We start from the raw sequence: 23161 nt of genomic DNA, 5'->3' as shown, positions 1-23161 counted from the left end.
TAATAAGAGTATCGGTGAAGCTCGAAAAGTGATATGTCAAAACGACAGAAACCGCCGCAAGTAAGTTGTCTATTTAGTCGTTCTTCCATGATTTCATGGAAAAAAATTATATTGGGATGCTATCTCTCCCGACCGTCCCGTTGAGGTGTTGGAAATGGACGCAATATGGACGACAATAGCGGTTTACATGGGAGCGATGCTAGCGATATCAGCGTACGCGCGGAAGTACATCAGAACCTCGGCCGACTTCCTGCTCGCCGGAAGGAGGCTGGGACTGGGACTTAGCGTAGGAACCCTTGCAGCCACTCACTATGGTGGTGGCTTTCATCCTGGGCGGAGCTAGCTGGGGAGCAACGTACGGGTTAGGTGGAATTTGGTACGGCTTCGCCTGCGGCCTGGGGCTTCTGGTTCTCGGTCTGACCCTTGCAAGGCCCATGCGCGCGCTGGCACTTTACACCGTGCCGGACGTTCTGGAGATGCGCTATAGGAGCAAGACCATCCGCTTGCTGGCGGCCCTGCTGTCGCTCCTGGCGCTCGTTGGCATACTGGGGGCACAGGTCTGGGCAGCCTCGGCGATCTTCGAGGCGATTGGACTGCCCGGCACGGCTGGAGCGGTGCTTGCGACGCTGGTCTTCATAGCATACACGGCCTTTTCAGGACTGTGGGCGGTGGCGCTTACGGATTTCGTTCAGGTAATCATCGGAAGCGTTGGAATCTTCGTGGCCGTGGTTCTCGGCCTCATAAAGGTGGGGGGAATAAACGGTCTGAGGGGTGCGCTGGAGGGCATCCAGGGCCTTCCCCAGCCGGCCTCAAGCTACTTCAGCCTCACCTCGCTGGGAGCATCTCTCCTGGCCCTGACGCTCCTGGCCACGGTAATGTACACCCTCATTGGCCAGGACTTTTATCAGCGGCTGTTCGCGGCGAAGGACGAGAAGACGGCAAGGAGGGGCGCGATATACGCCGGCGCTCTGCTCATGGCACTCTCGTTCCTGCCGGCACTTGCGGGCATGCTCGCCATAGCCCTCTCCGGCAACCCGGAGTCGATAATAAACTCACCGAAGACCGCCGTGCCCGCGCTGGTCATTACGGTTTTCGGGAGCGGCGTGGGAGCGATCTTCGTGGCGGCCGTCCTGGCCGCGGTGATGAGTACCGCGGATTCCCTTCTATCCGCGGCAACATCCCACATGGTGAGGGACATCTACGCCAGCTTCATCAACCCCAAAGCCGACGAAAAGAAGCTGCTGAACCTTTCGGTGATAACCACCGTCGCCATTGGCCTGCTCTCCCTGGTGGCGGCGCTCACCATCCAGGGGATCGTGGAGCTGCTGATATACTCCTACGATGTGTACACCTCCGGCGTCTTCATACCCCTCGTGCTCGGCATTTACTGGAGACGGGCCACGAAGGAGGGCGCTCTGGCCGGCATGGCGGCCGGTTCCCTGGCCGCGGTGCTGGGAATAACCGGTGTCGTGTCCTTCCAGTACTGGGAGTACATCTACGTCAGCGGAGCACTGGTATCCGCCGTTGTTATGGTGCTCGTGAGCCTCGCCACCAGGGCAGAGCCGCTTGAGGGGGAGCTGGAGGAGGCCTTTTCGGTCAGGGGCTGACGGCCAGCCTCCATCCTTTTTTCTCTTCCACGACCCCAATCGCCAGAACCTTGTTCTCGAAGGGCAGCCCCATGACTCTCCCAGCAAGCCCTTCCGCCGTTGAAAAGGGTGGGAAATCGAGCTCGACGAAGCCAAGGTCGTAGGTCGCCGTCACGAATGCCGTCCCCTCCTCCAGCTCCAGCGATTTAACCCAGAACTCGTCCCTCCCGGCGAAGCCGAGCCAGCCCTTACCGTTTCCATGTTCAATTATCCCGGCTATTCTCGGAGTTGAGTAGGAATCGCGCTCGTAGTCGAGTACATCCAGGACATGAACCAGGGCTTTCCTCGGGCTCTCCCACTCAAGGGCCTGGGCCATGAAGTCCGTCTGGAGGCCGTTCGTCACGACGGCGTAGTCATCGAGGAGCCTCACGACTGGGTAGCTGACGTAGGGGTTGTCCGTCTCCGTTAAGTTCTCAATGTAAACCGCGTTTCTCCTCACCACTGCCCTCCTCTGGGGAAAAGAACGGGAGCAGAGGAGGTAGAATGCGAAGGGCTTGCCGTTCATCAGACCGATTCCGAGGGTCCTTCCGGTGTACGTCAAGCTACCACCTCCCTGAGGCGGTCCTCCTCGAGGGCCAGCTTAATCTCGCGCGCTATCCTCTCGCCCATGAGCATCGGCCTCTCCCAGTAGAGGGCCGAGTACCAGTGTTTGGCATTGCTGCCGCCGTCTATGCGCGAGGCGAAGCCTATGCAGCGGAATTCACCATCGTAGGCGAAGTGGAGAGCGAAGGGTCCTATGATGCCGGGAGGTTCAAGCTCTTCCATGGCATCGACGAAAGCCAATCCGTAATCGTAGAGCACTGGAATGAGCGACTCCCTCAGCGCTACTGCCTTGTTTCCCGCTATGGTGTAGGGGAGGGTCCTGAAGGGCCGCCTCTTGTTTGCGTCCGCAATGACCAGGCGCTCATCAACGCCAAAGAGCTCCAAACGGTTTAAAATCGGCGAATAGAAGAAGTGGACGTAGAGGTAAACTCCGTCTGTGAAGCGTTCAATCCTGTAGGGTTCGCTCAGGTCTTTGGTCTTCTCCTCCAGTTCATAACCGTAAGCCAAGAAGTGCCCGCTTCCACCCCTCGGTCCCTCAAGGCGGACAAAGTAAAGCTCGTCCGGCTTGGCCTCTCCGGGCTCGATGACTTCAACCATCGGAATACCGGCCTTTTTAAGGGCCCTATCCTGGAGCTCAAAGCTGGTTTCCCACTTGAGGAAACGCCTGTTGCCGAAGAACTTGGCTTTGGCGTTCTCTATTGCCTCAAGCCCGAGATAAGCGACGAAGGAGCCGTGCGGAATTACTATTCCATCGTCCTCAAGAATCGCGCCCATCTCTTCCGTAACGACAAGCTCGTCCGCGAGCCTCGTGGAGGCGTAGAAGGCCCTCCTCTCGGGCTTCACGTAGAGCCTTGTCTTGAATCCCTCATCCTTAGCCCCAAGGAGAATCTGGAGGGAGGAGTGCGAAGCTATCGTCGAGATAATCATTCAATCACCTCCAACAGTTCCTCCCTGCTCAGGATTCTCCCGCCTTTGGCAACGCGCATAGTGTCGCCGCTGAGCTCGTCTATCACCAGAATCTCTCCATTCAGCCTCCCGAACTCGAGCTTAAAATCCACCAGCTGGAGGCCCTTTGAGGAGAAGAACTTCCTTAAGATTTCCGCGACCTTCCTCGTGATTGACTTCATTTCTCTAAGCTCCCCATCGCTCGCGATTCCGAGGGCAGCCACTGCTTCCTCAGCTATGATCGGGTCGTCGAGGGAGTCGTCCTTCAGCGTGAACTCAACCATTCCAAGCCTCTGGAAGGGTTTTACCCAGCGCCCGTACCTCAGCAGGAAGCTCCCATAGGCCAATTCGCGGTAGACGACCTCCAGCGGAATCCTCTCTGCCTTCAGGAAGCGGGCTTTTCTGCTGTCAATCCGCTCGACGAAGTGCGTCTTTAAGCCGTTTTTCTCAAGAAGGCGGAAGAAGAACTCCGTCTGCTCCAGGACAATGCTTCCCTTTCCCTCCCTCTCACCGATTACCTCGTTGCCCCCGCTGTCTTCTCTCCCTGCTCTGCCAAGGACGGTGTCCTTGAAGTGGAAGATTAGGTGGGGGCCGTCCTCGTAGACGTCCTTGGTCTTGCCGCGGTAGATGAGCCTCACTCCGCCTCACCCATCCCTCAGCATGTCGTTGATGAGCTTTATCGCGCAGAGGTCGCCGCACATCGAGCAGGCCTCGGTCTTTGTCGGTCTCTCCTTCCTTATTTCGATGAATCTATCTCTGTCCTGGCTCAGCTCGAACTGTCCCGCCCAGTCGAGTTTACCGCGGGCCAGGCTCATGAGGTAGTCCTTCCTAAAGTCGGCCTCGAAGCGTGTCAGGTTCACCGCGTGAGCGGCTATCCTGGCGGCTATAACCCCTTCCCTCACGTGCTCCACCGTCGGCAGTCCGAGGTGCTCCGCCGGCGTTACGTAGCAGAGGAAGTCGGCGCCGTTCAGGGCGGCTATTGCTCCGCCTATGGCAGCCGTGATGTGGTCGTAGCCTGGGAAAACGTCGGTAACTATCGGACCCAACACATAGAAAGGAGCATTGTCCGTGGCGATCTTGGCGAGCTTCACCTGGGCCCCTATCTGGTCTATCGGAACGTGGCCTGGCCCCTCGACCATCGTTTGAACTCCGGCTTCCCTGGCCTTTCTAACGAGCCTCCCGAGGGTGTAGAGTTCCGCTATCTGAAGCTCGTCGCCAGCATCTGGCAGTCCGCCAGGCCTCAACCCGTCGCCGAGGCTGAGAACGACGTCGTACTCCCTGGCCAGCTCAAGCAGATAGTCGTAGTCTTTATAGAAAGGATTCTCGTCGCCCCAGTGAAGTATCCAGGCAGCTAAAAACGTCCCCCCGCGCGAGACCATGCCGACGATTCTCTTCGTACCCTTCATCTTCTCGACGACTTCCTTCGTGACTCCAACGTGAATCGTCGTGTAATCAACGCCGTCCCTGAAGTGCTTCTCAACGGCCTTCCACATATCGTCCTCGCTCATCTCGATGATTGCCTTTCCCTTTGCCAACATCTCCTCCGCCGCCTGGTAAATAGGCACCGTCCCAATCGGCACGTCAACGGCGTGCATTATGGCCTTCCTTATCGAATCGAGGTCGCCGCCGGTGGAGAGGTCCATTATGGTGTCGGCCCCGTACTTGACAGCGACCTTAGCCTTCTCTATTTCGGCCTTGAGGTCGACGATGTCGCGGGAGGTGCCTATGTTGGCATTGATTTTCACGCGGACGACGTTGCCGACAGCGACGGGCTTAACCCAGTCGTGGCGGACGTTGCGGAAGATGACAGTATGGCCTTTGGCGACGCTCCTCCTGAGCTTCTCGGCGCTGATTCCCTCCCTCTCGGCGATGAACTTCATCTCCTCCGTGATTACTCCCCTTTGAGCTTCCTCAAGCTGGGTCATTCCCATCACCCGGTTTTAAAACCCGTTTATAACAAAGTTTTTAAATCTCAAAACTTAGTTTTGAGCGCGGCTTAAAAGGTTTTTGGGCGCTCAACCGAAAACTTTTTGAAGTTGTAGATACTATAAACTATCTAGGTGATCCTGTGAAAAGAGTGGCAATAGTCTTTCTCCTGATACTTGCCGTGGTGTCAGCGTCGGTTTTTGCAGCCTCCCAGATTCCAGTGAAGTCCACCGAATACTACGGGACGAGGGTGGATTACTACCGGAACTTTATCTTCGAGCCCTCCTTCGAGGTTGAACTGCCCACCGATGACCCGGCGACGGTTACGATCTCAATGCTTATGCCCAACGGCTCTCTGATGGACCTCGGAGTTTATTCCGGTAAGGGCAAGATCTCAATAGACTTTTACCGTGTACTCCATGCCATGCGCGAATGGAGCAAGTACTTAACGGCCGAAAGCATCGACCCGGGGAGCGTGAAACCTTCCCTGCTCCTGCTGGGGACTACTGTTGACAGAGATGGCAATCTGAATTACTTCATGAAAACGGTTCCCCTCACGGTTAACGGGATTGTATCCAGAATGACGATCAAGGTCCAACTCGACGGCAATGCTATTGACAGACTTTACGACAAGGGAGAAGTCATGAGGATGCTACGAGATCATGGGAGGGTAACCTCAAAGGAAACCAGAGAAACCATTGGCATCTCCTCTGAGAGATTATCACTTCTTGAGTCTTCCTGTTCGCCAGTGTTCTATGAAGGTGGCGATCGGACGTGGTACTGTTTTGAGTGGCTTCACGAGAAGACGTTAGGAACAGCCAGCATCATTCCGGTGGCTGCGTTTCAAGTAACTGGAGACACTGATAAGGTAAATAACGTTTTTATCTCCTTAAACTACGATGCAATATCAGACAATAACGCGGAGCTAGCTTTCTCTGCGGTGGGAGCCATTGAAAAAGGAAGTGTCAGTGGCTCAGTGGAAGGAAAGATACTTGGGCATTCATATGTAATAAATAAAAACTCCCTCAGGATCCCTGAATCAACGATTAAGATATGGGGTTCAGAGTTAACTTCGCCTTCCGTTATTGGGGCCGGAATTAGGGGTAGCGTGACGTTTGCCAAGTACCAGCTCTATAGAGTTGATTACATCAATGGTGAGGTCTGGAACAAAAAACCTCTCGACACCTACGCGTACGTTATCTTGGGGAAACCAGATGAAAAGGACATGCGCCTGAGAGAGTTCGTAGAACCCGGATGGCCAAGGGAGAACGGAGGACCGATGAGCAGGACGATGCTGTTTGTACATAGGTACTGGACTCCCAAGGGCGTTATGGAAAGCGAGGGAGGGCTTCTCACCAACACATATTACTTTAGTCATAGAGTAAATACCCTACCACTGTTTTCAGCTTCAGCACCAGTGCTGGGAGTCATTGGCGGAGGAAACACAAAAATCGCACCTTTCACATTAGCAATTGGAGTGGGGCTAACTAAAGAAACGAGGATATCTTCATTAGTAAGTGTTTCAATGGCATTGAAAGAAAAGTACAAAGATACCAACGTACGCGTCACAATATATTCCAGTAAAGTGGCATTTGAGTACAAAGGTGACAAGTACCCCCTAACTGGAATGTTTGGAGATATCTTCATCCCAGGGGATCCTGGCTACAGCCCGCCCTGTGACCCGCGTACTGGTTACTGCCCGGATAATATCAACACCGGGCATGACCGTTGATTTTTCTTTTTTCGCTACTCGCATTTTCTGCCGGTTTAAAACCCACTTATAACAAAGTTTTTAAATTTCAAAACTCAGTTTTTAGCGAGCCTTAAAAGGTTTTTGGGTGGTCGTGATGAGAGAAATAGAGATAAGCAGGGCGATAATAGAGGCCTACACGGCCGAGCTTCTTGAGAGTTTGAGCCTTGACGTGGCGATAGTCGGCGCGGGCCCCTCGGGGATGGTTGCAGGCTATTACCTGGCGAAGAACGGGGCAAAGGTTGCGATATTCGAGAAGAAGCTCTCCACCGGCGGCGGAATCTGGGGCGGCGCGATGGGCTTCAACAGGATAGTCGTCCAGGAGGAAGCCAGGGAAATCCTCGACGAGTTCGGGATAACGTACAAGCCCTTTAAAAACGGCCTCTACGTTGCAGATGCTATCGAAACAGCAACGACAATAGCGAGCAAGGCCGTCAAAGCCGGCGTGAGGTTCTTCAACATGATTGAGGTCGAGGACTTGGTTCTCAAGGACGACCGCGTGGCCGGAATCGTAATCAACTGGACGCCGGTTCTCATGACGGGCCTCCACGTGGACCCGCTCACCGTCGAGGCGAAGTTTGTAATCGATTCGACGGGCCACGGGGCGCAGATTACGCAACACCTCGTCAGGCGCGGCCTGCTTGAGGTTCCCGGAGAGGGCCCGATGTGGGCCGAGAGGGGCGAAGAGCTCACCGTAAAGCACACGAAGGAAATCTTCCCCGGCCTCTACGTCACCGGAATGGCCGCGAACGCGATAAGCGGTGCCCCGAGAATGGGCCCGATATTCGGCGGAATGTTCCTCAGCGGGAGGAAAGCGGCCTTCGAAATTCTCGAAAAGCTGAGGTGATGGAATGGCCGTTCTCATCATAGCGGGCCTCGACACCGGCGGGGGAGCTGGACTGAAGGCTGACATCGAGACGGTCTCGGCTTTAGGGGAGCACCCGCTCCCAATTCTTACAGCGGTCACCTACCAGAACCCCGAGAAGGTTTCCGGCTATTTCTCTCTTTCAGTGGAGGTCGTGAGGGACCAGATACGGGCCGTTAAGGGGCACTTCGATATTAAGGCAGTCAAAGTGGGCATGCTTGGGAGCGGGGAGATAGCCAAGGTCGTTGCCAAGGAGACGGAGGACTTAACGAGGGTCTTCGACCCGGTGATGGCTTCGAGCACCGGTGAGAGGCTCATTGATGACGTCGAGTCGCTCAAGGTCCTCGTGAGTGGCTCGATAGTCACCCCCAACGTCCCCGAGGCAGAAACACTTACGGGCATCGAAATCCGCTCGGTTGGAGACATGAGAGAAGCGGCGAGGGCCATGGCGGAGGAGCTTGGAGCGGAAGCGGTTGTAGTTAAGGGCGGGCATCTCAACTTCACCGACGTCCTCTACTGGAACGGGGAGTTCTTTGAGTTTCCTGGGGAAAGGGTTGATGGCTTCACCCACGGGACGGGCTGTGCCTTCTCGTCAGCCTTGGCCGCTTTTCTGGCGAAGGAGTTTGAGCTTCCCGAGGCAGTGGAAAATGCTAAGAGCTTCGTCGAAGGCGCCATAAGGTTCTCAAAGGCCGAAGCGAAGGCCGTCAATCTCCTCTGGAAGCTCCAGAGAGATGCCTACCGCTGGAGGGCCAGGGAAGAGCTTGAAGGGGCCGTTGGAGAGCTGGTGAAGCTCGGGGAAAAGTTAAACTCCCACGTTCCGGAGGTGGGAACGAACTTCGCGCTCGCGACTCCCCTCGGCGAAGTCTTCGCAGTTAAGGGCAGAATCGTCCGCTACGGAAAAACGGTAAAGCCTGTTGGCCCCGTGGAACTTAACGCCAGCGACCACCTGAGGAGGGCTTTGCTCAGGATGCGCGAGTTCTACCCAGAAACCCGGGCCGTCCTGAACCTGTGCTATTCGGAAGAGCTGATAGCGCGGGCCAAAGAGCTCGGCCTCGTCGTTTCCTTCTACGACCGCAGGGAGGAGCCGGAGGAGGTAAAGAGAGCCGGGAGGGGAACGATGGAATGGGGAATAGAGACGGCCGTTAAGAGGGCTGGAGAGAGGCCCGATTTAATCTACCACCTCGGGGACTGGGGCAAGGAGCCGATGGTTCTAATCTTCGGAAGGGACGCGCGGGAGGTCGTGAAAAGGGTCAATGTCCTCCTTTCTCCCTTTCCTCGATGAAGACTCTAACGTGCTCCGGCGCTATCCCCTTTATCTCCTCGGCCAGCTCCGGCCGATCGAGGTAGGCCCTGATGAGAACTCCTCCCCTAAGCCAGGCGTTTTCGATTCTTTCCGCAGTTGCTATGGCCTCTTCATAGCACTCCACTCTGAGAAGTCCCAAGGCGAGGTTCCAGTGGGCTGCATCGCTCCTTAGCTCCTCCGCGATCCTCGATCCGTCCCCGGGCTTTCCATCCACAGTGTATAGGTATGCCAGGTGGGCCAGAGCCTCAGAGCGGTATGGCTCATCAAGGAGGCGGTAGAGGCGCTCGAGGGTCTCCGGTTTCCCGTGGATTCTGGAGAGCGCCTGCCAGTAGTGGTTGGGGTTTTCGAGCGAGTCGAGGACGCACTTTGCCCCTTCGGCACTCCCCCGGAACAGGAAGTTCGAGGCCGTTCTCAGGACTTCCTCCACCTCCCAGGGGGCGTAAGCCGGTGGCAGGGCGTCGAGGTCTATTGGATACGCGTCGAGAAGGCTCCTCAGGATTACCCGGTAGCGCCCGATTTTTTGAGGTGCCTCAATGAGGCCGTGCCTGAGAAGCGTCCCCCGCATCCTCTCGAAGTCCCTAACGACCATCGTGAAGAGCCTCACCGTTGAGTCGAGCCACTCCTCCTTGGGAACCTCGAAGTACAGCTCTTGGTGCGGTCCGTACCACTCGAGGGAAAGGATCCCCAGGGTCTTCCCGTCATCAACGACGTGCAGGTCTATCCAGGGGTCGTAGGAGCCGAGGCTAAATATCAGGTGCTCCCCCAAGAACGCGTCGAAGTTCTTTCCCGCGAGGGCCCGGTGGAAGGGCCTCCCCTCAAGCTTTCCCGTCCGCGGCTTTCCAAGGTCGAGCGGTGCCTCAGTCCCGAGCAGGTGGAAGTTCAGGAGGGCCAGCTCTTCGAGAGCTTGGCCGAGGAAAACGTCCGCCCCGAAGACGAGGAGGTCGCCCTGCCAGAGGCTTAGAACCCCGTAGTCGTCCCAGTCCTTCCGGGAGTACTCGAGGAAGTCGCCCGACCTCGAGAGTTCCAGGAGATTTTCGAGTAGCCACTCCCGCGTTACCTCAACGTCCCACCCCGTTCTCATAGCCAATCACCTTCAGGAGAAGCCTCACCGGCCGGGTGTTCTCGAGGAACGCCCTCTCAAGTCCGTGCTTTGAGCAGGTCTCGAACAGCTCCCTGAGGTCGAAGGCGAGGGAACTGAGAAAGCGCTCCTCGGCGCCGAGGTAGTCCTCAAGAGGCACCTGCACGGTGCTCTCTTCCGTCGAGAAGGTTATCCCGCCTTCGGAGAGCCTTACCATGCCGTAGAAGCCCGCGAACGACAGTTGGACTCCATCGTCCACGGGGTCCGCCAAGAGGTGCGTTTCCGTAAGCCCCGCCAGCCTTAAGGCCACCTCAAACCTGCCCCTTGCGACGGCCCCGATGCTTAAAATTCCCTCCGCAAACCGTAGGTAGTCCTCCTCACCCCGGGCGATGAATAACCCGCCCACCGAGAACTCGACGCTCGCTTTTGGCCGGGTGCATTCCTTAAACCTCTCCCACGGACCTGGGTGGAAAAGCTCACTAACGAAATCTCCCCTGACCCTGACCGTCTCGTCCACCAGCGCGTCGAGCGCGGCCTTTCTCAGGCACTCTTCAATGGAAGGAGGCTCCATAAACGCTTCGATTTCCACCTTCATACGATTCAAAGTTGGAACGAACTTTTTAAATTTTCCGGTTAAATTGGAAGCCCCGGGATAGGCCCGTGGACAAGCCTCAGCAGGCCCACGAGAACCGGCTGGTGGAGCAGGTATATTGCCAGCGTGTGCCTGCCAGCGAAGGTTAGGAAGTGAATCGCGGGACTCTGCGGCAGGGAAGGATGCATTTTTCTTGTTCCCCCGGGGTAGAAAACGCTCCCAGCGGTCATTCCGAGCAGGTACACTCCAAACCAGGGAAAAATCGGGAAGTAATCGGGAGCGAAGTAGTTCTCGGGCGTAATGCCCAGGGGGAGGAGCCAGAGGCCATCGTGGAGGCTGCTCACCAGGAAATAGCCGAGGATGAAAAAGACTGCCCAGAAAAGGTTCTTTCTCTCGAACCGGTGAAATGGAATGGCCAGGAGAGCCGCCACGCCGAGGAAGTGGAGGATTCCAAAGTGAATCGTCATTTCACCCGGGAGAAGGGAGGTGACGAGGGTTATGAGCATACCAAGGCCAAATAGCTTGAGAAAGCGCCGGAAATACTTCATGTACGGTTGGGGGTTTCTCTTTACCGTTCGGGAATAGCTTATCCAGAACGAGAGGCCAGATGTGAAGACGAATATCGAGGCGGTGACAACTGCGAAGGCGAACCAGAACGTGCGGTGCCCGGAGTAGTTGAGGAAGAGCCAGAGGTCTGTGACAAAGTTTGAGACCACCATCATCGTTATTCCGATGCCGCGGAGGAGGTCAACCTCCCAGTACCGGCCCTTCAGGTACACTTCGGCGCCCAGCATAAGGTTTCTTGGGGCTGATCCCTAATAGCTATTTCGCCATCCTAGCCTATAGGAGGACGCACAGGACGTCGAAGAGCACCGAGCCAAGCCAGTGGAGGAGAAAGCTGGGGAGGAAGCTTCCGGCCCGAAGGTCAAGCTTGGCGAAGACTATCCCCGCCACGAACGAATATGGAACCTCTATGCCCGGCTTTCCAATGTGGACGAGGGCGTAGGGAACATCCTGCGCCAGAATCCCGAGCCACTCGTTCCTCCTGGCGAGGGGAAAGAGCAGTATTCCCCTGTAAAAAGCCTCGTGGGCGAACATTATCACCCCTACCGCCAGCTCCTTGACGATGAAATCAAGCGGTCCAGAGTATTCGAATATTGGATAGTACTCCTTCATCGACGGAATCGTCGTGCCGTAGATGCTCAGAGGGATTGTGGCGATGAAAAGGAAGAGGGCCCATCGGTACTCAGAAAGCCTGCCCGCCCGAACCCCCAGCTCCCCCCGCTCGAAACCGAGGGCATACGCCAGGACTAGGGGGAGGGCGAAATAGAACAGGACGTTGTAGCCCGCCCAGAGGAAGAGCCCGCCGCCGCTGTAGCGGACCGCGATGATAAATGGTAGGGAAAGCGCGTAGAGAACGTACGGGTTGCGTCTGAGTTTCATAGGGGCATTCACACCATGAAGCTTATCTGGACGTTGTTTGCGTACCTCCTTATCTCTATGCCCCGGTTCGTGAACACTATGCCTATTTCAAGCGGTCTCTTTGGATTGGCCCTTCTGATGACCCTTATGCCAACCTCCGTTCCAATCCGGTCCTTGTTGAGACGGTTCATGTAGGAGTAGAGGAGGGTGAGGAAGTTCCTGTAGTCCTGCATCTCCTCAAAGAACTCCTTCTGCTCCGGATTTAGCCGAGGGTATATGTATCTGTGGAAAAACCAGTCAAAAGAGCTCCGTGTTTCAGTCGCGTATGCAAAAAGCAGCTTATAGAACTCCATGTTCTTGTTGCCGAACGAGGAGTCTATACCGGTTATGGCCCTTCCGAGATAGCTGGATGCCTCGCTTAATTTCATATTTATCAGCGTCAGCTCCATGTCTCCCCCGCGGAGGTCTATCTGAATGTACCGGTCCGCCCCAAAGTCCATGTAGATTGTGCTGTAGAAGAGAATCAGCCTCCGCGGACGATAATTCATCTGCTGAAGAATCCGACGAAGGACATCGCCCAGCCTGTTCAGCTGTCTGGGGTCGCCTATCATGAGGGCCTCTATTCCCATGATGCTGTCCTGAAGGGCCACATCATTATCGAGCCAAAATTCAATCTCCCTCCGCCATCCGGGCATGTTGTATCTGTTGAGAACCTTCAGGTCCACGATGGAGACGGGAACCTCCTTTTGAATCCTTCCGAATCTCCTCTTGAAAATCACCACCGGATGATACCCAGTCGAAGGGTTGAGACGGGAGACCGGGATTTCACTCACCTTTCGAAGGGCCAGCAGCGCACTCCGAATCTTTGGAATGTCATCCTTAACGAACTTCGAGCCGAGGTCCTCCAGCAGTATCCTAAGCCTCTCCTCGCTGACCATGCACCACACCAGAATAGATATAAAAAGTGAGGGATTAAAAACCTCACTCCGAGTCTTTGGCTGTGGACTCGCCCTTCTTCTCCTCGACCACCTTGGTCTTCTTCTTGCTGGTGGTCTTCTTGGTCGTCGTTCTCCTGGTCTTCCTGCCCTTGGTGCTCTTTCTCGTAGTCTTCCTCTTGGGCTTCTTCTCCTTCTCCGCCTCCTCAGCCCCCTTGGTCTCCGGTTTCTCCTTGGGCTCCTCCTCGGTGGCTTCCTCCGGCTTCGCCTCAGCCTCAGGCTCTTCCTTGGCCTCTTCAGCCTTCTCCTCAACCTTCTCAAGGAGGGGCTCGCTGACCTCTTCCTCGAGCTCCACGACTTCCTCGCCCTTCTCCTCGGGCGGCTTGAGGAGCTCGTCAACGCCCGGCTTGAAGTTGACCTCCTCGTAGCCGATGAACTTGAGGTCGCTCTCGAGGAGTATCTCTCCGAGGACTAGGGTGTTCTTCTCAAGTCCGGCGTTGCTGAAGTCCACGGTAACGTCCTTCTCGCCAACCTCGATGATGACCTTCCCGGTGTCCACCCGGGGCATGCGGAGCTCTATCAGGGCCTTGACCTTCTCTATCGGGTCCTCAATCTTCTCAACAACCTCTGCCTCGTAGATGAGGTGCTTGCCGGCGTAGGGGTGGTTGAAATCAACCCTCACGCGGCCGCCGCTGACGGTGAGGACGCGGCCCTTGAGCTTCCTGCCGCCCTCGGTCTCGATCTCAACCGGCATTCCCGGGAACGGGTAGATGCCCTGCCTCCTGAACTGGCCGAGGGTGAAGGTCTTTATGAGCTTGGGGTCGCGCTTTCCAAAGCCCTTCTCGGGCGGAACTATTATCTCATACTTCTCTCCGACCTCGAGGCCCTCAAGCTGCTCGTCGAGGCCCTTGAGAACGTGACCGGCGCCGACGGCTATCGGAACCGGGCCGTAAATACCGTTCTCGTTGTAGATTCCGGCTTCTTTGGCAACCTCCTCGTAGGTGGTGTCAAAGACCTCGCCGGTCTCCTTGACCTTTCCGGTGTAGTGAAGCCTTATGACGTCTCCCTTCTGAACCTTCATCATCGTAACCTCCTTTTTCCTGCTCTACCCCGGATTGAGAGGGTTGCTTTTTAAGCTTTTGCCGGCGGCCGTGCACACACGCTCCCAGACTTTCAAAAAAGAACGGGCCGCGTACACAAATCTGGCCATGATGAAGGCGATAACCTAATAAAAGGGCTTCACGAAGTTCCCCCGGTGGTGAGAAGATGGCCATAAGAGTGTACAACACCCTGACAAAGCGGAAGGAGGAGTTCAGGCCTTTGAGAGACGGGGAGGTCAGGATGTACGTCTGTGGGCCAACGGTTTACGATTACACTCACCTCGGCCACGCCAGAACCTACGTGGCCTTCGACGTTATCCGGAGATACCTTGAGCACCGCGGCTACACCGTTCTCATGGTCATGAACTTCACCGACATCGACGATAAAATCATCCGCAGGGCGAATGAAACCGGCGAGGATCCGAGGGAGCTTGCCGAGAGGTTCCTCCGCCTCTTCCTTGAGGACATGAAGGCCCTGAAGGTCAAGCCCGCCGACGTCTATCCGCGCGTCACCGAGCACATGGACGACATTATAGAGTTCGTGAGGAAGCTCCAGGAGAAGGGCTACGCCTACGAGGGAAGCGACGGCGTTTACTTTGAGGTTCAGAGGTTCAGGGACTACGGAAAGCTGAGCGGGATAAAGCTCGAGGAGCTCAGGAAGGGCGCTCGCGTTGAGCCCGGCGAGGGCAAGAAGAATCCCGAGGACTTCGCCCTCTGGAAGAAAGCCAAGCCCGGGGAGCCCAAATGGGAAAGCCCCTGGGGCGAGGGAAGGCCCGGCTGGCACATAGAGTGCTCCACGATGAGCACCAAGTACCTCGGCGAGAGCTTCGACATCCACGGTGGCGGCAACGATCTAATCTTCCCGCACCACGAGAACGAGATAGCCCAGACCGAGGCCTGCACAGGGCACGAGTGGGTCAAGTACTGGCTCCACACCGGCTTCCTGATGGTGAACGGGGAGAAGATGAGCAAGAGCCTCGGCAACTTCGTGACCATCAGAGAAATGCTGGAGCGCTACGACCCCGAGGTCATACGGCTGTTCATCCTCCAGAGGCACTACCGCTCGCCGCTCGACTACACTGAGGAGGGCATAGAGCACGCTAGGAACAACCTCGAGAGGCTCTACAACACCCTCGAGAACATCCGCGTGGCCATGGAGCGGGCCGATATAGCATTCAAGTGGGGTCAGGAAGAGTTCGAGGCCTACGAGGCTATAAGGAACGCGAGGGAGAAGTTCTACAGCGCCATGGACGACGACTTCAACACTGCCGAGGCTTTGAAGGCGGTGTTCGAGGCGAGCAACGCAGTCAACAGGTATCTAACGAAGGCTGAAAAGCCGAAGGAGAGCATCCTCCGCAAGGCGCTGGAGTTCTTCAGGATCGTAAGCGAGGTCTTCGGCATCTTCGAGGACTACTTCAGGGAGCAGAGGGCGGGCGAGGAGGAGGCCCTTATCCAGCTCCTCATCGACGTCCGCGCCCAGCTCAGGAAGGAGCGCAACTTTGCTTTGGCCGACAGGATAAGGGCAGAGCTCAGGGAGATGGGGATTCAGCTCGAGGACACCCCGCAGGGAACGGTCTGGAAGAGGGTTAAGGTCTGATTTCCAACCTTTTTTATCATCTCCCAATCAACGCCCGGGAGCAAAACACTTAAATACACCCTTCCCTCCGCTCAATTAAGGGAAATCCAATGAAGAAGTTTCCGGCTTATCTCGCTTCTTGGGACGACATAGAAAGGTGGGCAAAGGAAGGTGCCTGGAAGATTCTCGAAGACGGCTGGAAGCCCGATGTTGTGGTCGGGCTTGCCAGGGGCGGCTGGGTTGCAGCGAGGCTCTACTGCGACTACCTCGGCATCAAGGACCTCGTCAGCCTCAAGGTCGAGCACTGGGGCGTCACAGCGACCCCGGACGGGAAGGCAAAGCTCAAGTACGGCAGCAACTACGACCTGGGCGGCAAGAAGGTTCTAATCGTCGACGACATCAGCGACACGGGGGAGAGCCTAACGCTCGCCAGGAACTACATCGAGGGCAAGGGGCCGGCCGAGATAAGGGTCGCCACGCTCCTCACCATCAGGGGTTCGCGCTTCAAGCCCGACTACTACGGCGAGGAGATCGATTGGGCGTGGATAGTCTTCCCGTGGAACTTCGTTGAGGACATGATAAACCTCGTTGGCAACCTCTTTGAGGAGAAGGAAGCCTTAACAACCGATGAAATCATCGACCTGTTCAAGGAGCTCCACGGGATGGAAGTCCCGAAGGGCAAGCTTGAGGAAGCACTCAGAATGGCGGAGCGCAGGAAAGTTTTTAAGTTCCGCGAGGGAGCCTGGCGCAAAGCCTGAGGGTGTGATAGCTTGGACCGGGAAAAGAGGGTTCAGGAAATCAAAAACCACAGCGTTTACGCCAGGGAAATCTACGAAATGCACAGCGAGAGCATAGACGAGGTGCTCGAGAACTACGACGGTCTCAAAGAGGACTACCTCAACGACCACTCCCGGGCGAGGATCGTGAGGATCGTCTTCAACGAGGACAACGGCCTTCCGCTGGCGATAGAGTTCAACAGAAAGGACGACAGCTTCAAGGGCTTCACCATAGCCATCGGCAAGCCTCACATCAAGAGCAACGGAAATGGAAAAAGGGAAAGCCTCCCTCAGGAAGACGCCAGCGGCTGAACGTAGAACCCCATCTCTATTCCCTTTTCACTCCATATTTCGTAGCTGCTCAGGTAGTACGTCGGGTTCTGGAAGAGGGCCGTCAGGTTCCTGTTCTCCCCCGCCACCCAGACGATGTAATTGGCCGGGTTGTGTGGGTTCCTCACGGCCATTATTGCGGCGGTTCCCGTGATGTCCTCGAGCTCCCCCGTGATAACGGGGTCTTCCTCATTGCTGGTTAGAACGTAGGAGTAAACCTCCCAGTCGGGGTTCCTCTCGAGGATCCAGTGGCCGTCTCCAGCGGGCACAAAGCGCAGTGGAAAGCCCTCGTCCAGCTCATCGACGAGCGAGTTTGAGTAGGGCCCTCCGACCAACACCAGGTTCGAGTTCAGGTCCTCGTCGGTGACGTTCACGTCCGCCTTGATCGAAACCTCCACCGTCCCGTTCCACTGGGAGTAAAAGACCCTGAGGTTCTGGGCTATTGTATCGGCCGTCTCCCTGTCCCTCTCGACCCCCGAAGGGTCGGGGTTCTGGGTTCCGTAAACTATCACTACTCTACCCTTCACCGCACCCCTGTCGAAGGCCCTCAGCGGGGTCACCGGGACGCGCTCGTCGTAGAGCTTGCCGGCGTTCTCGGGGGGAATCATCGTCCTCAGATCAACGAGCATCTCGTCCACGTAGTCGTTGAGGGGAACGGAGTTCTGGACGCTCATTGCCGCGTACCTGCCGTAGAGCCGGAGCACCTCGTCTATCCAGAACTCGCCCCAGGCCCTCTGGAGCCACACCGCCAAGGCCGCGTAGTCGGGGTCCACGTTGGAGAGCGCGAAGTCCAGCCAGCCGTCAGCGAAGCCCTCGTATATCATTCCCGTCCGGTCCCAGAAGTGAATGTCGTAGCGCGCTAGGTACGGCATGTCCTCCTCAATGGTGTCCTCCAGGTAGGCCAGGGAGTAAGTGTCGCCGTAGTTGGCGTAGAGGCCCGGCAGGGTGATGTCGTGGCCCAGCTCGTGGTAGACGAAGCCCAGGTAGATAAGCTCGTCAAGGCCCGTGTTGTTCACGTAGTCCCTGTTGAGGGGCAGGCCGAACATCGTGTCCCTCGCCGTCTTGTAGCTCCAAACCGTCCTCTGGGGGTCGCGCCTAACGAGGGGTACCATTCCCCCAGCCCCGTATATCTGGACGCCGTCCCTGACGGGGTTGAAGCTGTGGCCGTGTATCGCCACCAGGAACGGGTGCAGGAACTCGAAGCGGACGTTGGAAGCGTCGGTGTATCTGCTCAGAAACTCGTCCGGCGGGAGGAGCGAGAGGGCGTTCTCGTATATCCGGAGGTCTTCCAGGTAGTAATCCTGATGGGTTCTGTAAAAGGTCATGAAGTCGCTCTCCCTGGCGAAGTCCCTCAATGCCCCGATGAAGTCGAGCGTCCAGGGGTCGTCGATGTTCCCCCAGGGCTGGAGCTCAGGAGGTTCCGTGCAGAGGAGGAGATAATACTCGATGTAGAACAGCCTCATGTCCCTCTCCGAGATGGAAGAGGCCTTTTCAAGGTGCTCCCGCAGCATCTGAACCGCGCGGTGGTTCCTGTAGGGGGCGAAATATGAATCAACTTCATCGAGGTAGCCCCCGCGGTCTACGACGAAGGGGTCGTGGCCAAAGGCGAGGTAGTAAACGACGCTCAGCAGCTCGGAGTTGGGACTTATCTCAACGCTCACCCGTTCGGTCACATCGTAGCCGGTCACCTGCGGCGCGGCCGCTCCGATGAAGAGCGACAGGATTATTAAAGCCCACAGTCGCTTCATCACGACACCCTGTGGTATTTCGGGCAACTGGTATTTAAAGCTTCCGAGGGCTTTTTAAAGCGATTTCGGAAGAAGAGTTCGGGTGACCGAAAATGAGGGCGGGAGGATTGGTTATCACACTCATCTTACTAACCGCGACGGCAGGGCTCATCCCCTTCGCCGGGGCCTCCTCAGAGAAACCCCTCGTAGTTACCAGCATAGCCCCGATTGCCTCAATAGTTCAGGACGCCTTCGGGGACTCCGTGGATGTGGTTTACATAATTCCCCCCGGCGCGGATCCCCATGAGTACCAGCTGACCGCGAGCCAGATCGAACTCCTGAGGAAAGCCGACGTGATAGTAACCACCGGCGGCCACCTGCCCGTGGAGAAGAAGATAGCCGAGCTGAAGGAGGAGGGAACGATAACGGGGGAGGCGCTTTTCCTCGATGACTACAAGCGCGAGGGCTTCCGCTATCTCCCCGAGCACTGGTACAACGACAAGGACAACCCCCACGGCGTCTGGCTGGACCCGACCAACGCCCTGGCCATAGCGAGGGCGACTGAAAAGGCGCTCGAGAGGGCCAACCCCACCCAAGCGGGGCTCTACAGGGCGAGTTACAGGGACTTCGAGAGCAGGGTCGAGGCGATAGTGGAGGCGTACAGGGCGCTGGTTGAGGGCAACAAAACCGCCGTCATCCAGATGCCGCCCGACGAGTACGCCATCGAGTGGCTCGGGATAAGGGCAGCTGCCTCAATAAAGCCCGAGGAGGAGGTTCCTGCGATAGGCATCGACGAGCTCCTCGGAACCGCCGAAGGAACCGACCTCGTGGTCTACGCCCTCGACAGCCCCGACCAGATGAAGGACGCGGCGAAGGAGCTGGCGGCAAAGAGCGGGAAGCCGCTCGCCGAGATAACGGTCTTCTGGAGCGACAGACCTTACACGGAGGTTCTAATCGAGAACAGCGCGGCGGTGATTAAGGCCCTCGGCGGCAGGCCGGGAGAAACCCTGCCGGCCCAGAGGGACGATGTGGGAAGGTACGTGGCGCTCTCCCTGGTCGTCGGCATAGTCCTCGGCGTTGCCCTCGGGGTCATACTCAAGAGATGATTCGGATTCACTTTTCTTTTCCCCATTGTGGCCGTGTTTTGCCATCATAGGGAATAAAGAGCAGAGAAAAGAGATGGGTCACTCCCTCTTGTAGGGCCTTCCGTCCCACTTCGGCGGCCTGGCCTTGCCGATGATGCCCGCCACGATGATGAGGGTCATTATGTAGGGCAGCATCAGGATGAACTGCCCGGGGATTATGTGCTTCGGGGCGAGCCATGCGGCAAGGGCGTCGAAGAATCCGAAGAGCCAGCCGCCGATGAGGGAGACGAGCGGGTTCCAGCCGCTGAAGACCATGTTGGCGAGGGCTATGAAACCCCTGCCTCCGGACATGGTCTTGTGCACGAGGCCGAGCCAGTCCACGCTCATGAACGCTCCGCCGAGGCCGGCCAGGGCGTGTCCGTAGACCGTTGACCAGAACCTGTACTTCTCGACGTTTATACCCAGGGCATCGGCTGCCTCCGGGTTCTCACCGACGGAGCGCACGCGGAGTCCGAGCGGGGTCTTGAAGAGCACCCACCAGGTGACCAGCGCGATGATGATGGTCACGGGAACCATCGGACTGAGCTCACCGTAGGGTGTCTTTAAGTGCCACATCTGGGCGTCGTGTGGAAGCTGGTGCTGGCCGGCGGTTCCCCAGTAGGCGAGGATACCGAAGGGGACGACACCCATGGCGAGCAGGTTGATGCCTATACCGGGGATAACGTGGTCTCCCTTGAGGTAGACGGTGAGGACACCGTGCAGCATTCCAAGGAGTATTCCAACGAAAATGCCGCCGAGCAGTCCCACCACTGCGTTGCTGGTGAGTTCGGCGAATATTGCACCGAAGAAGGCGCTCATGAGCAGAACACCCTCGTAGCCGATGCTGACAACTCCGGCCCTCTCGCTCCACGCGGCGCCAACGCTCGTGAGCACTATGGGCACCATGGCCATTAGGGAGGTTATCAGGATGGAGAGCACGGATCCAACGTCCATCAGGCAGCCCCCCTGTGGATTGCTTTCTTAACCAGGTCGTACAGGCTCGGGATGGCGACGGTTATGACGATGATTCCCTGTATGACCTTGATGATCTCCAGCGGGACGTGGGCCTGGGCCTGCATCAGGGCGGTTCCAGCGCGGAGCATTCCAAAGAATATCGCCGATAGGATTATGCCGACCGGGTGGTTCCTGCCGACGAGGGCAACGCCTATTCCGTCGAAACCGAAGCCGTAGATGTTCGCACCGCCCTGGCTGATGGCGTAGCTGGGTCCCTCTCCCATGATCTTCATGGCACCGCCGAGGCCGCTGAGGAGACCGCCGATGAGGAAAGACCACATGACCGCCATCTTTGGATTCATCCCCGCGTAGCGTGCGGCTTTCTGGTTTATTCCACTGGCGCGCATGCCGAAGCCCATCGTGGTGTGCCAGAGCAGGAAGTAGGTGAGCACCGCGGCAACTACCGCGATGACTATGGCTATCGAAAGTCCGTAGCCGATGATGGGAAGCCTTGCATCAACGGGTATCCTGATGGTCTTGTTGGGGTCGCTGGGGTTGGCGTAGGGGCCGACTATGAGCCAGAGCACGAAGAACCAGCCGATCCAGTTGAGCATTATCGTGGATATGACCTCATGCACACCCCGGTAGACCTTGAGCACCGCCGCCGGGAGGGCCCAGAGTGCTCCGAGGAGCATGCCCATGGCGAGGCCAAAGAGCATGTTGTCCCAGACGTTGGTGAATATCACAGCCGCTATGGCGCCGAAGTAGAAGGAGCCCTCCGCACCGATGTTGAAGATTCCGGTCCTCGTGCCGATTGCAAACGTGAGCGCAGTGAGCATTATCGGGGTGGCGTACTTGAGCGTGGACGCTATTCCGTACGTGGACCCAAGGGCGCCCTGGAAGAGCCAGTAGTAAGCGGACCACGGGTTGTAGCCGAAGGCCAGGAGGACTAGCGCCCCGATGATGAAACCCACGAGTATGGCTATGAGGCTCTCGACGAAGGGACGGAGGTTTATTGACTTCAGGGACTCACTTCCTGATTTCTTCATAGCGGATACCTCCCATCATCATTCCTATCTCTTCCGTGTTCACTTCCTCGGGCTTCACAACGCCCATGAACTCGCCCTCGTAGATTATTCCCATCCTGTCGCTGAGCTGAAGAACCTCGTCCAGATCGGCCGAGACCAGAAGGACCGCTTTACCCTCGTTTCTGAGCTTGACGAGGTAGTTCCTTATGTACTCCGTCGAGGCGACATCGACACCGCGCGTCGGCTGGGCCGCTATGATGAATATGGGCTCCTTGCTGACCTCCCTCGCAACGATGAGCTTCTGCTGGTTTCCACCGCTGAGGGACTTAACCGGTGCCTCAGTACCCGGGGCGGAGATATCGAACTGCTCTATGAGCGACCTGGCGTGTTCTCTGGCCTTGCTCCAGTTTATAACGCCCTTAAAGCGCTGGAACCTGGGATGCCAGTGGAGGCCGAGGACGGAGTTCTCCGTGACGGTCATGTCCAGTATGAGGCCCATGTGAGTCCTGTCCTCGGGTATGTGTGCCATTCCGAGGTCGTAGAGCTCCCTTGGCCCCCTGCCCGTGATGTCCTTGCCCTGAAGGTATATTCTACCGCTCTCCACCTTTCGGAGACCGGAAATCGCCTCAATCAGCTCGGTCTGGCCGTTGCCCTCGACGCCCGCTATTCCAAATATCTCGCCGGCGCGGACCTCGAACGAGAGGCCGTTGACAGCAATCTCGCCACGGTCACCCATCACCTTGAGGTTCTCGACGCGGAGAATCGGCTCCCCTGCCTCCTTTGGAGGCTTCTCTATCTTCAGGACAACGTCCCTGCCAACCATCATCTTGGCAAGGAGCTGGGGCGTTGCCTCGCTCGTGTTGACAGTTCCGATGACCTCGCCCTTTCGGATAACTGTGACGCGGTCGGTGAGGTCCATGACCTCGTTGAGCTTGTGGCTGATGAAGATGATGGTCTTGCCCTCCGCCTTGAGCTGCCTCAGGACACGGAAAAGCTCCTCAACCTCTATGGGCGTGAGAACCGCCGTGGGCTCATCGAGGATGAGGACATCAACGTCGCGGTAGAGCATCTTGAGGATCTCTATTCTCTGCTGAACACCAACGGGGAGGTCCTCGACGGGGATTTCGAGGGGCACCTGGAAGTTCAGGTCGTCCATGAGACTCTGGAGCCTTTCCCTTGCCCTATAAACGTCTATCTTAGAAAACGCCCCGTGGCCCTCCATTCCGAGTATTATGTTGTGGAGGGCATCGAAAACTTCAACGAGCGTGAAGTGCTGGTGAACCATACCGATGCCGTGGGCGATGGCATCGGAGGGGCTCTTAAAGCGAACCTCTTCGCCCCGGATGAGAATTTTACCCGACGTGGGATGGAGCATCCCGAAGAGGATCTTCATGAGGGTGGTCTTTCCGGCACCGTTCTCACCGAGGAGACCCAAAATCTCGCCTTTATTGACCGTAAGATCAACACCTTTGAGGGCCTTCGTGCCGTCCGGATACACCTTGACGATTCCCTTCATCTCGATTATTGGTGTTCTCTCCATT

At 57.0% G+C, this 23161-nt stretch carries 23 protein-coding genes; 9 read left to right on the top strand and 14 right to left on the bottom strand.

Features of this window, described 5'->3' with window-relative positions; genetic code table 11:
- The first annotated feature begins 154 nt into the window (after positions 1–154).
- Positions 155–343, top strand: coding sequence for a hypothetical protein (locus FH039_RS12255; RefSeq protein ID WP_139680658.1), 189 nt, complete (start codon positions 155–157; stop codon positions 341–343).
- Positions 312–1607, top strand: a complete 1296-nt coding sequence (locus tag FH039_RS06490) for a sodium:solute symporter family protein (protein WP_139680657.1) — start codon at positions 312–314, stop codon at positions 1605–1607. The genes FH039_RS12255 and FH039_RS06490 overlap by 32 nt, the downstream gene beginning before the upstream one ends.
- On the opposite strand, the gene FH039_RS06485 is transcribed toward FH039_RS06490, so the two are convergent.
- From FH039_RS06485 to thiC, 4 genes are read right to left on the bottom strand one after another with little or no spacing between them, the layout of a single operon-like run.
- On the bottom strand, positions 1597–2187 hold the full coding sequence (locus FH039_RS06485; RefSeq protein ID WP_139680656.1) for an IMP cyclohydrolase: 591 nt from the start codon (positions 2185–2187) through the stop codon (positions 1597–1599). The genes FH039_RS06490 and FH039_RS06485 overlap by 11 nt on opposite strands.
- Positions 2184–3116 (bottom strand): formate--phosphoribosylaminoimidazolecarboxamide ligase, encoded by a 933-nt coding sequence (locus tag FH039_RS06480; protein WP_139680655.1) that lies wholly within the window; start codon positions 3114–3116, stop codon positions 2184–2186. Before FH039_RS06480 ends, FH039_RS06485 begins: the two co-directional genes overlap by 4 nt.
- Positions 3113–3772, bottom strand: coding sequence for a phosphoribosylaminoimidazolesuccinocarboxamide synthase (locus FH039_RS06475; RefSeq protein ID WP_139680654.1), 660 nt, complete (start codon positions 3770–3772; stop codon positions 3113–3115). Before FH039_RS06475 ends, FH039_RS06480 begins: the two co-directional genes overlap by 4 nt.
- A 6-nt stretch (positions 3773–3778) precedes the next feature.
- Positions 3779–5059 (bottom strand): phosphomethylpyrimidine synthase ThiC, encoded by a 1281-nt coding sequence (thiC, locus tag FH039_RS06470; RefSeq protein ID WP_139681705.1) that lies wholly within the window; start codon positions 5057–5059, stop codon positions 3779–3781.
- 143 nt (positions 5060–5202) lie between these two features.
- Between thiC and FH039_RS06465 the strand changes: the two genes are divergently transcribed.
- The 3 genes from FH039_RS06465 to thiD all read left to right on the top strand — a co-directional run bounded on the left by FH039_RS06465 (position 5203) and on the right by thiD (position 8957).
- A complete protein-coding gene (locus FH039_RS06465; protein ID WP_139680653.1) occupies positions 5203–6792 on the top strand; it encodes a hypothetical protein in 1590 nt (529 codons plus the stop codon).
- A gap of 115 nt (positions 6793–6907) precedes the next feature.
- A complete protein-coding gene (locus FH039_RS06460) occupies positions 6908–7657 on the top strand; it encodes a sulfide-dependent adenosine diphosphate thiazole synthase (RefSeq protein WP_394344266.1) in 750 nt (249 codons plus the stop codon).
- A 4-nt stretch (positions 7658–7661) separates the two neighbouring features.
- A complete protein-coding gene (gene thiD / locus FH039_RS06455; RefSeq protein ID WP_139680652.1) occupies positions 7662–8957 on the top strand; it encodes a bifunctional hydroxymethylpyrimidine kinase/phosphomethylpyrimidine kinase in 1296 nt (431 codons plus the stop codon).
- Here the strand turns inward: thiD and FH039_RS06450 are convergent.
- Genes FH039_RS06450 through FH039_RS06425 form a run of 6 tightly spaced genes read right to left on the bottom strand, consistent with a single transcriptional unit; the run spans position 8926 to position 14086 of the window.
- On the bottom strand, positions 8926–10059 hold the full coding sequence (locus FH039_RS06450) for a hypothetical protein (RefSeq protein WP_139680651.1): 1134 nt from the start codon (positions 10057–10059) through the stop codon (positions 8926–8928). The genes thiD and FH039_RS06450 overlap by 32 nt on opposite strands.
- A complete protein-coding gene (locus FH039_RS06445) occupies positions 10037–10651 on the bottom strand; it encodes a hypothetical protein (protein ID WP_139680650.1) in 615 nt (204 codons plus the stop codon). Before FH039_RS06445 ends, FH039_RS06450 begins: the two co-directional genes overlap by 23 nt.
- 38 nt (positions 10652–10689) lie before the next feature.
- Positions 10690–11442, bottom strand: a complete 753-nt coding sequence (locus tag FH039_RS06440; protein ID WP_139680649.1) for a heparan-alpha-glucosaminide N-acetyltransferase — start codon at positions 11440–11442, stop codon at positions 10690–10692.
- A gap of 46 nt (positions 11443–11488) precedes the next feature.
- Positions 11489–12091, bottom strand: a complete 603-nt coding sequence (gene mrtA, locus FH039_RS06435) for a CPBP family archaeomyxosortase MrtA (protein ID WP_139680648.1) — start codon at positions 12089–12091, stop codon at positions 11489–11491.
- A gap of 8 nt (positions 12092–12099) precedes the next feature.
- The gene (locus tag FH039_RS06430) at positions 12100–13008 is read right to left on the bottom strand and encodes a hypothetical protein (RefSeq protein ID WP_139681703.1); all 909 of its coding nucleotides are present in this window, start codon (positions 13006–13008) and stop codon (positions 12100–12102) included.
- Between the two features lie 43 nt (positions 13009–13051).
- Positions 13052–14086 carry an FKBP-type peptidyl-prolyl cis-trans isomerase gene (locus tag FH039_RS06425; protein WP_394344264.1) on the bottom strand — a complete coding sequence of 345 codons (1035 nt, stop codon included), beginning with the start codon at positions 14084–14086 and terminating at the stop codon, positions 13052–13054.
- A gap of 185 nt (positions 14087–14271) precedes the next feature.
- Here FH039_RS06425 and cysS point away from each other — a divergent pair, with 185 nt between their 5' ends.
- The 3 genes from cysS to FH039_RS06410 all read left to right on the top strand — a co-directional run bounded on the left by cysS (position 14272) and on the right by FH039_RS06410 (position 16769).
- Entirely contained in the window at positions 14272–15702 is a 1431-nt protein-coding gene (gene cysS / locus FH039_RS06420; RefSeq protein ID WP_139680646.1) for a cysteine--tRNA ligase, read from the top strand.
- 89 nt (positions 15703–15791) lie between these two features.
- Positions 15792–16439 (top strand): phosphoribosyltransferase, encoded by a 648-nt coding sequence (locus tag FH039_RS06415; protein WP_139680645.1) that lies wholly within the window; start codon positions 15792–15794, stop codon positions 16437–16439.
- A gap of 12 nt (positions 16440–16451) precedes the next feature.
- Complete coding sequence (locus FH039_RS06410; RefSeq protein ID WP_139680644.1) at positions 16452–16769, top strand: hypothetical protein; 318 nt, start codon at positions 16452–16454, stop codon at positions 16767–16769.
- Here the strand turns inward: FH039_RS06410 and FH039_RS06405 are convergent.
- Positions 16748–18535 (bottom strand): DUF4932 domain-containing protein, encoded by a 1788-nt coding sequence (locus FH039_RS06405; RefSeq protein WP_139680643.1) that lies wholly within the window; start codon positions 18533–18535, stop codon positions 16748–16750. The genes FH039_RS06410 and FH039_RS06405 overlap by 22 nt on opposite strands.
- A 92-nt stretch (positions 18536–18627) precedes the next feature.
- Here FH039_RS06405 and FH039_RS06400 point away from each other — a divergent pair, with 92 nt between their 5' ends.
- A complete protein-coding gene (locus FH039_RS06400; RefSeq protein ID WP_139680642.1) occupies positions 18628–19620 on the top strand; it encodes a metal ABC transporter solute-binding protein, Zn/Mn family in 993 nt (330 codons plus the stop codon).
- A gap of 78 nt (positions 19621–19698) precedes the next feature.
- Here FH039_RS06400 and FH039_RS06395 read toward each other — a convergent pair whose 3' ends face one another.
- Genes FH039_RS06395 through FH039_RS06385 form a run of 3 tightly spaced genes read right to left on the bottom strand, consistent with a single transcriptional unit; the run spans position 19699 to position 23160 of the window.
- Complete coding sequence (locus FH039_RS06395) at positions 19699–20592, bottom strand: ABC transporter permease (protein WP_139680641.1); 894 nt, start codon at positions 20590–20592, stop codon at positions 19699–19701.
- The gene (locus tag FH039_RS06390) at positions 20592–21641 is read right to left on the bottom strand and encodes an ABC transporter permease (protein WP_139680640.1); all 1050 of its coding nucleotides are present in this window, start codon (positions 21639–21641) and stop codon (positions 20592–20594) included. Before FH039_RS06390 ends, FH039_RS06395 begins: the two co-directional genes overlap by 1 nt.
- Positions 21622–23160 carry an ABC transporter ATP-binding protein gene (locus FH039_RS06385; protein WP_139680639.1) on the bottom strand — a complete coding sequence of 513 codons (1539 nt, stop codon included), beginning with the start codon at positions 23158–23160 and terminating at the stop codon, positions 21622–21624. Before FH039_RS06385 ends, FH039_RS06390 begins: the two co-directional genes overlap by 20 nt.
- Between the last annotated feature and the right edge of the window lies 1 nt (position 23161).

It is taken from the genome of Thermococcus indicus (assembly GCF_006274605.1).
GTDB classification, from domain to species: domain Archaea; phylum Methanobacteriota_B; class Thermococci; order Thermococcales; family Thermococcaceae; genus Thermococcus; species Thermococcus indicus.
This window is presented reverse-complemented; position numbering and strand designations above follow the sequence as displayed.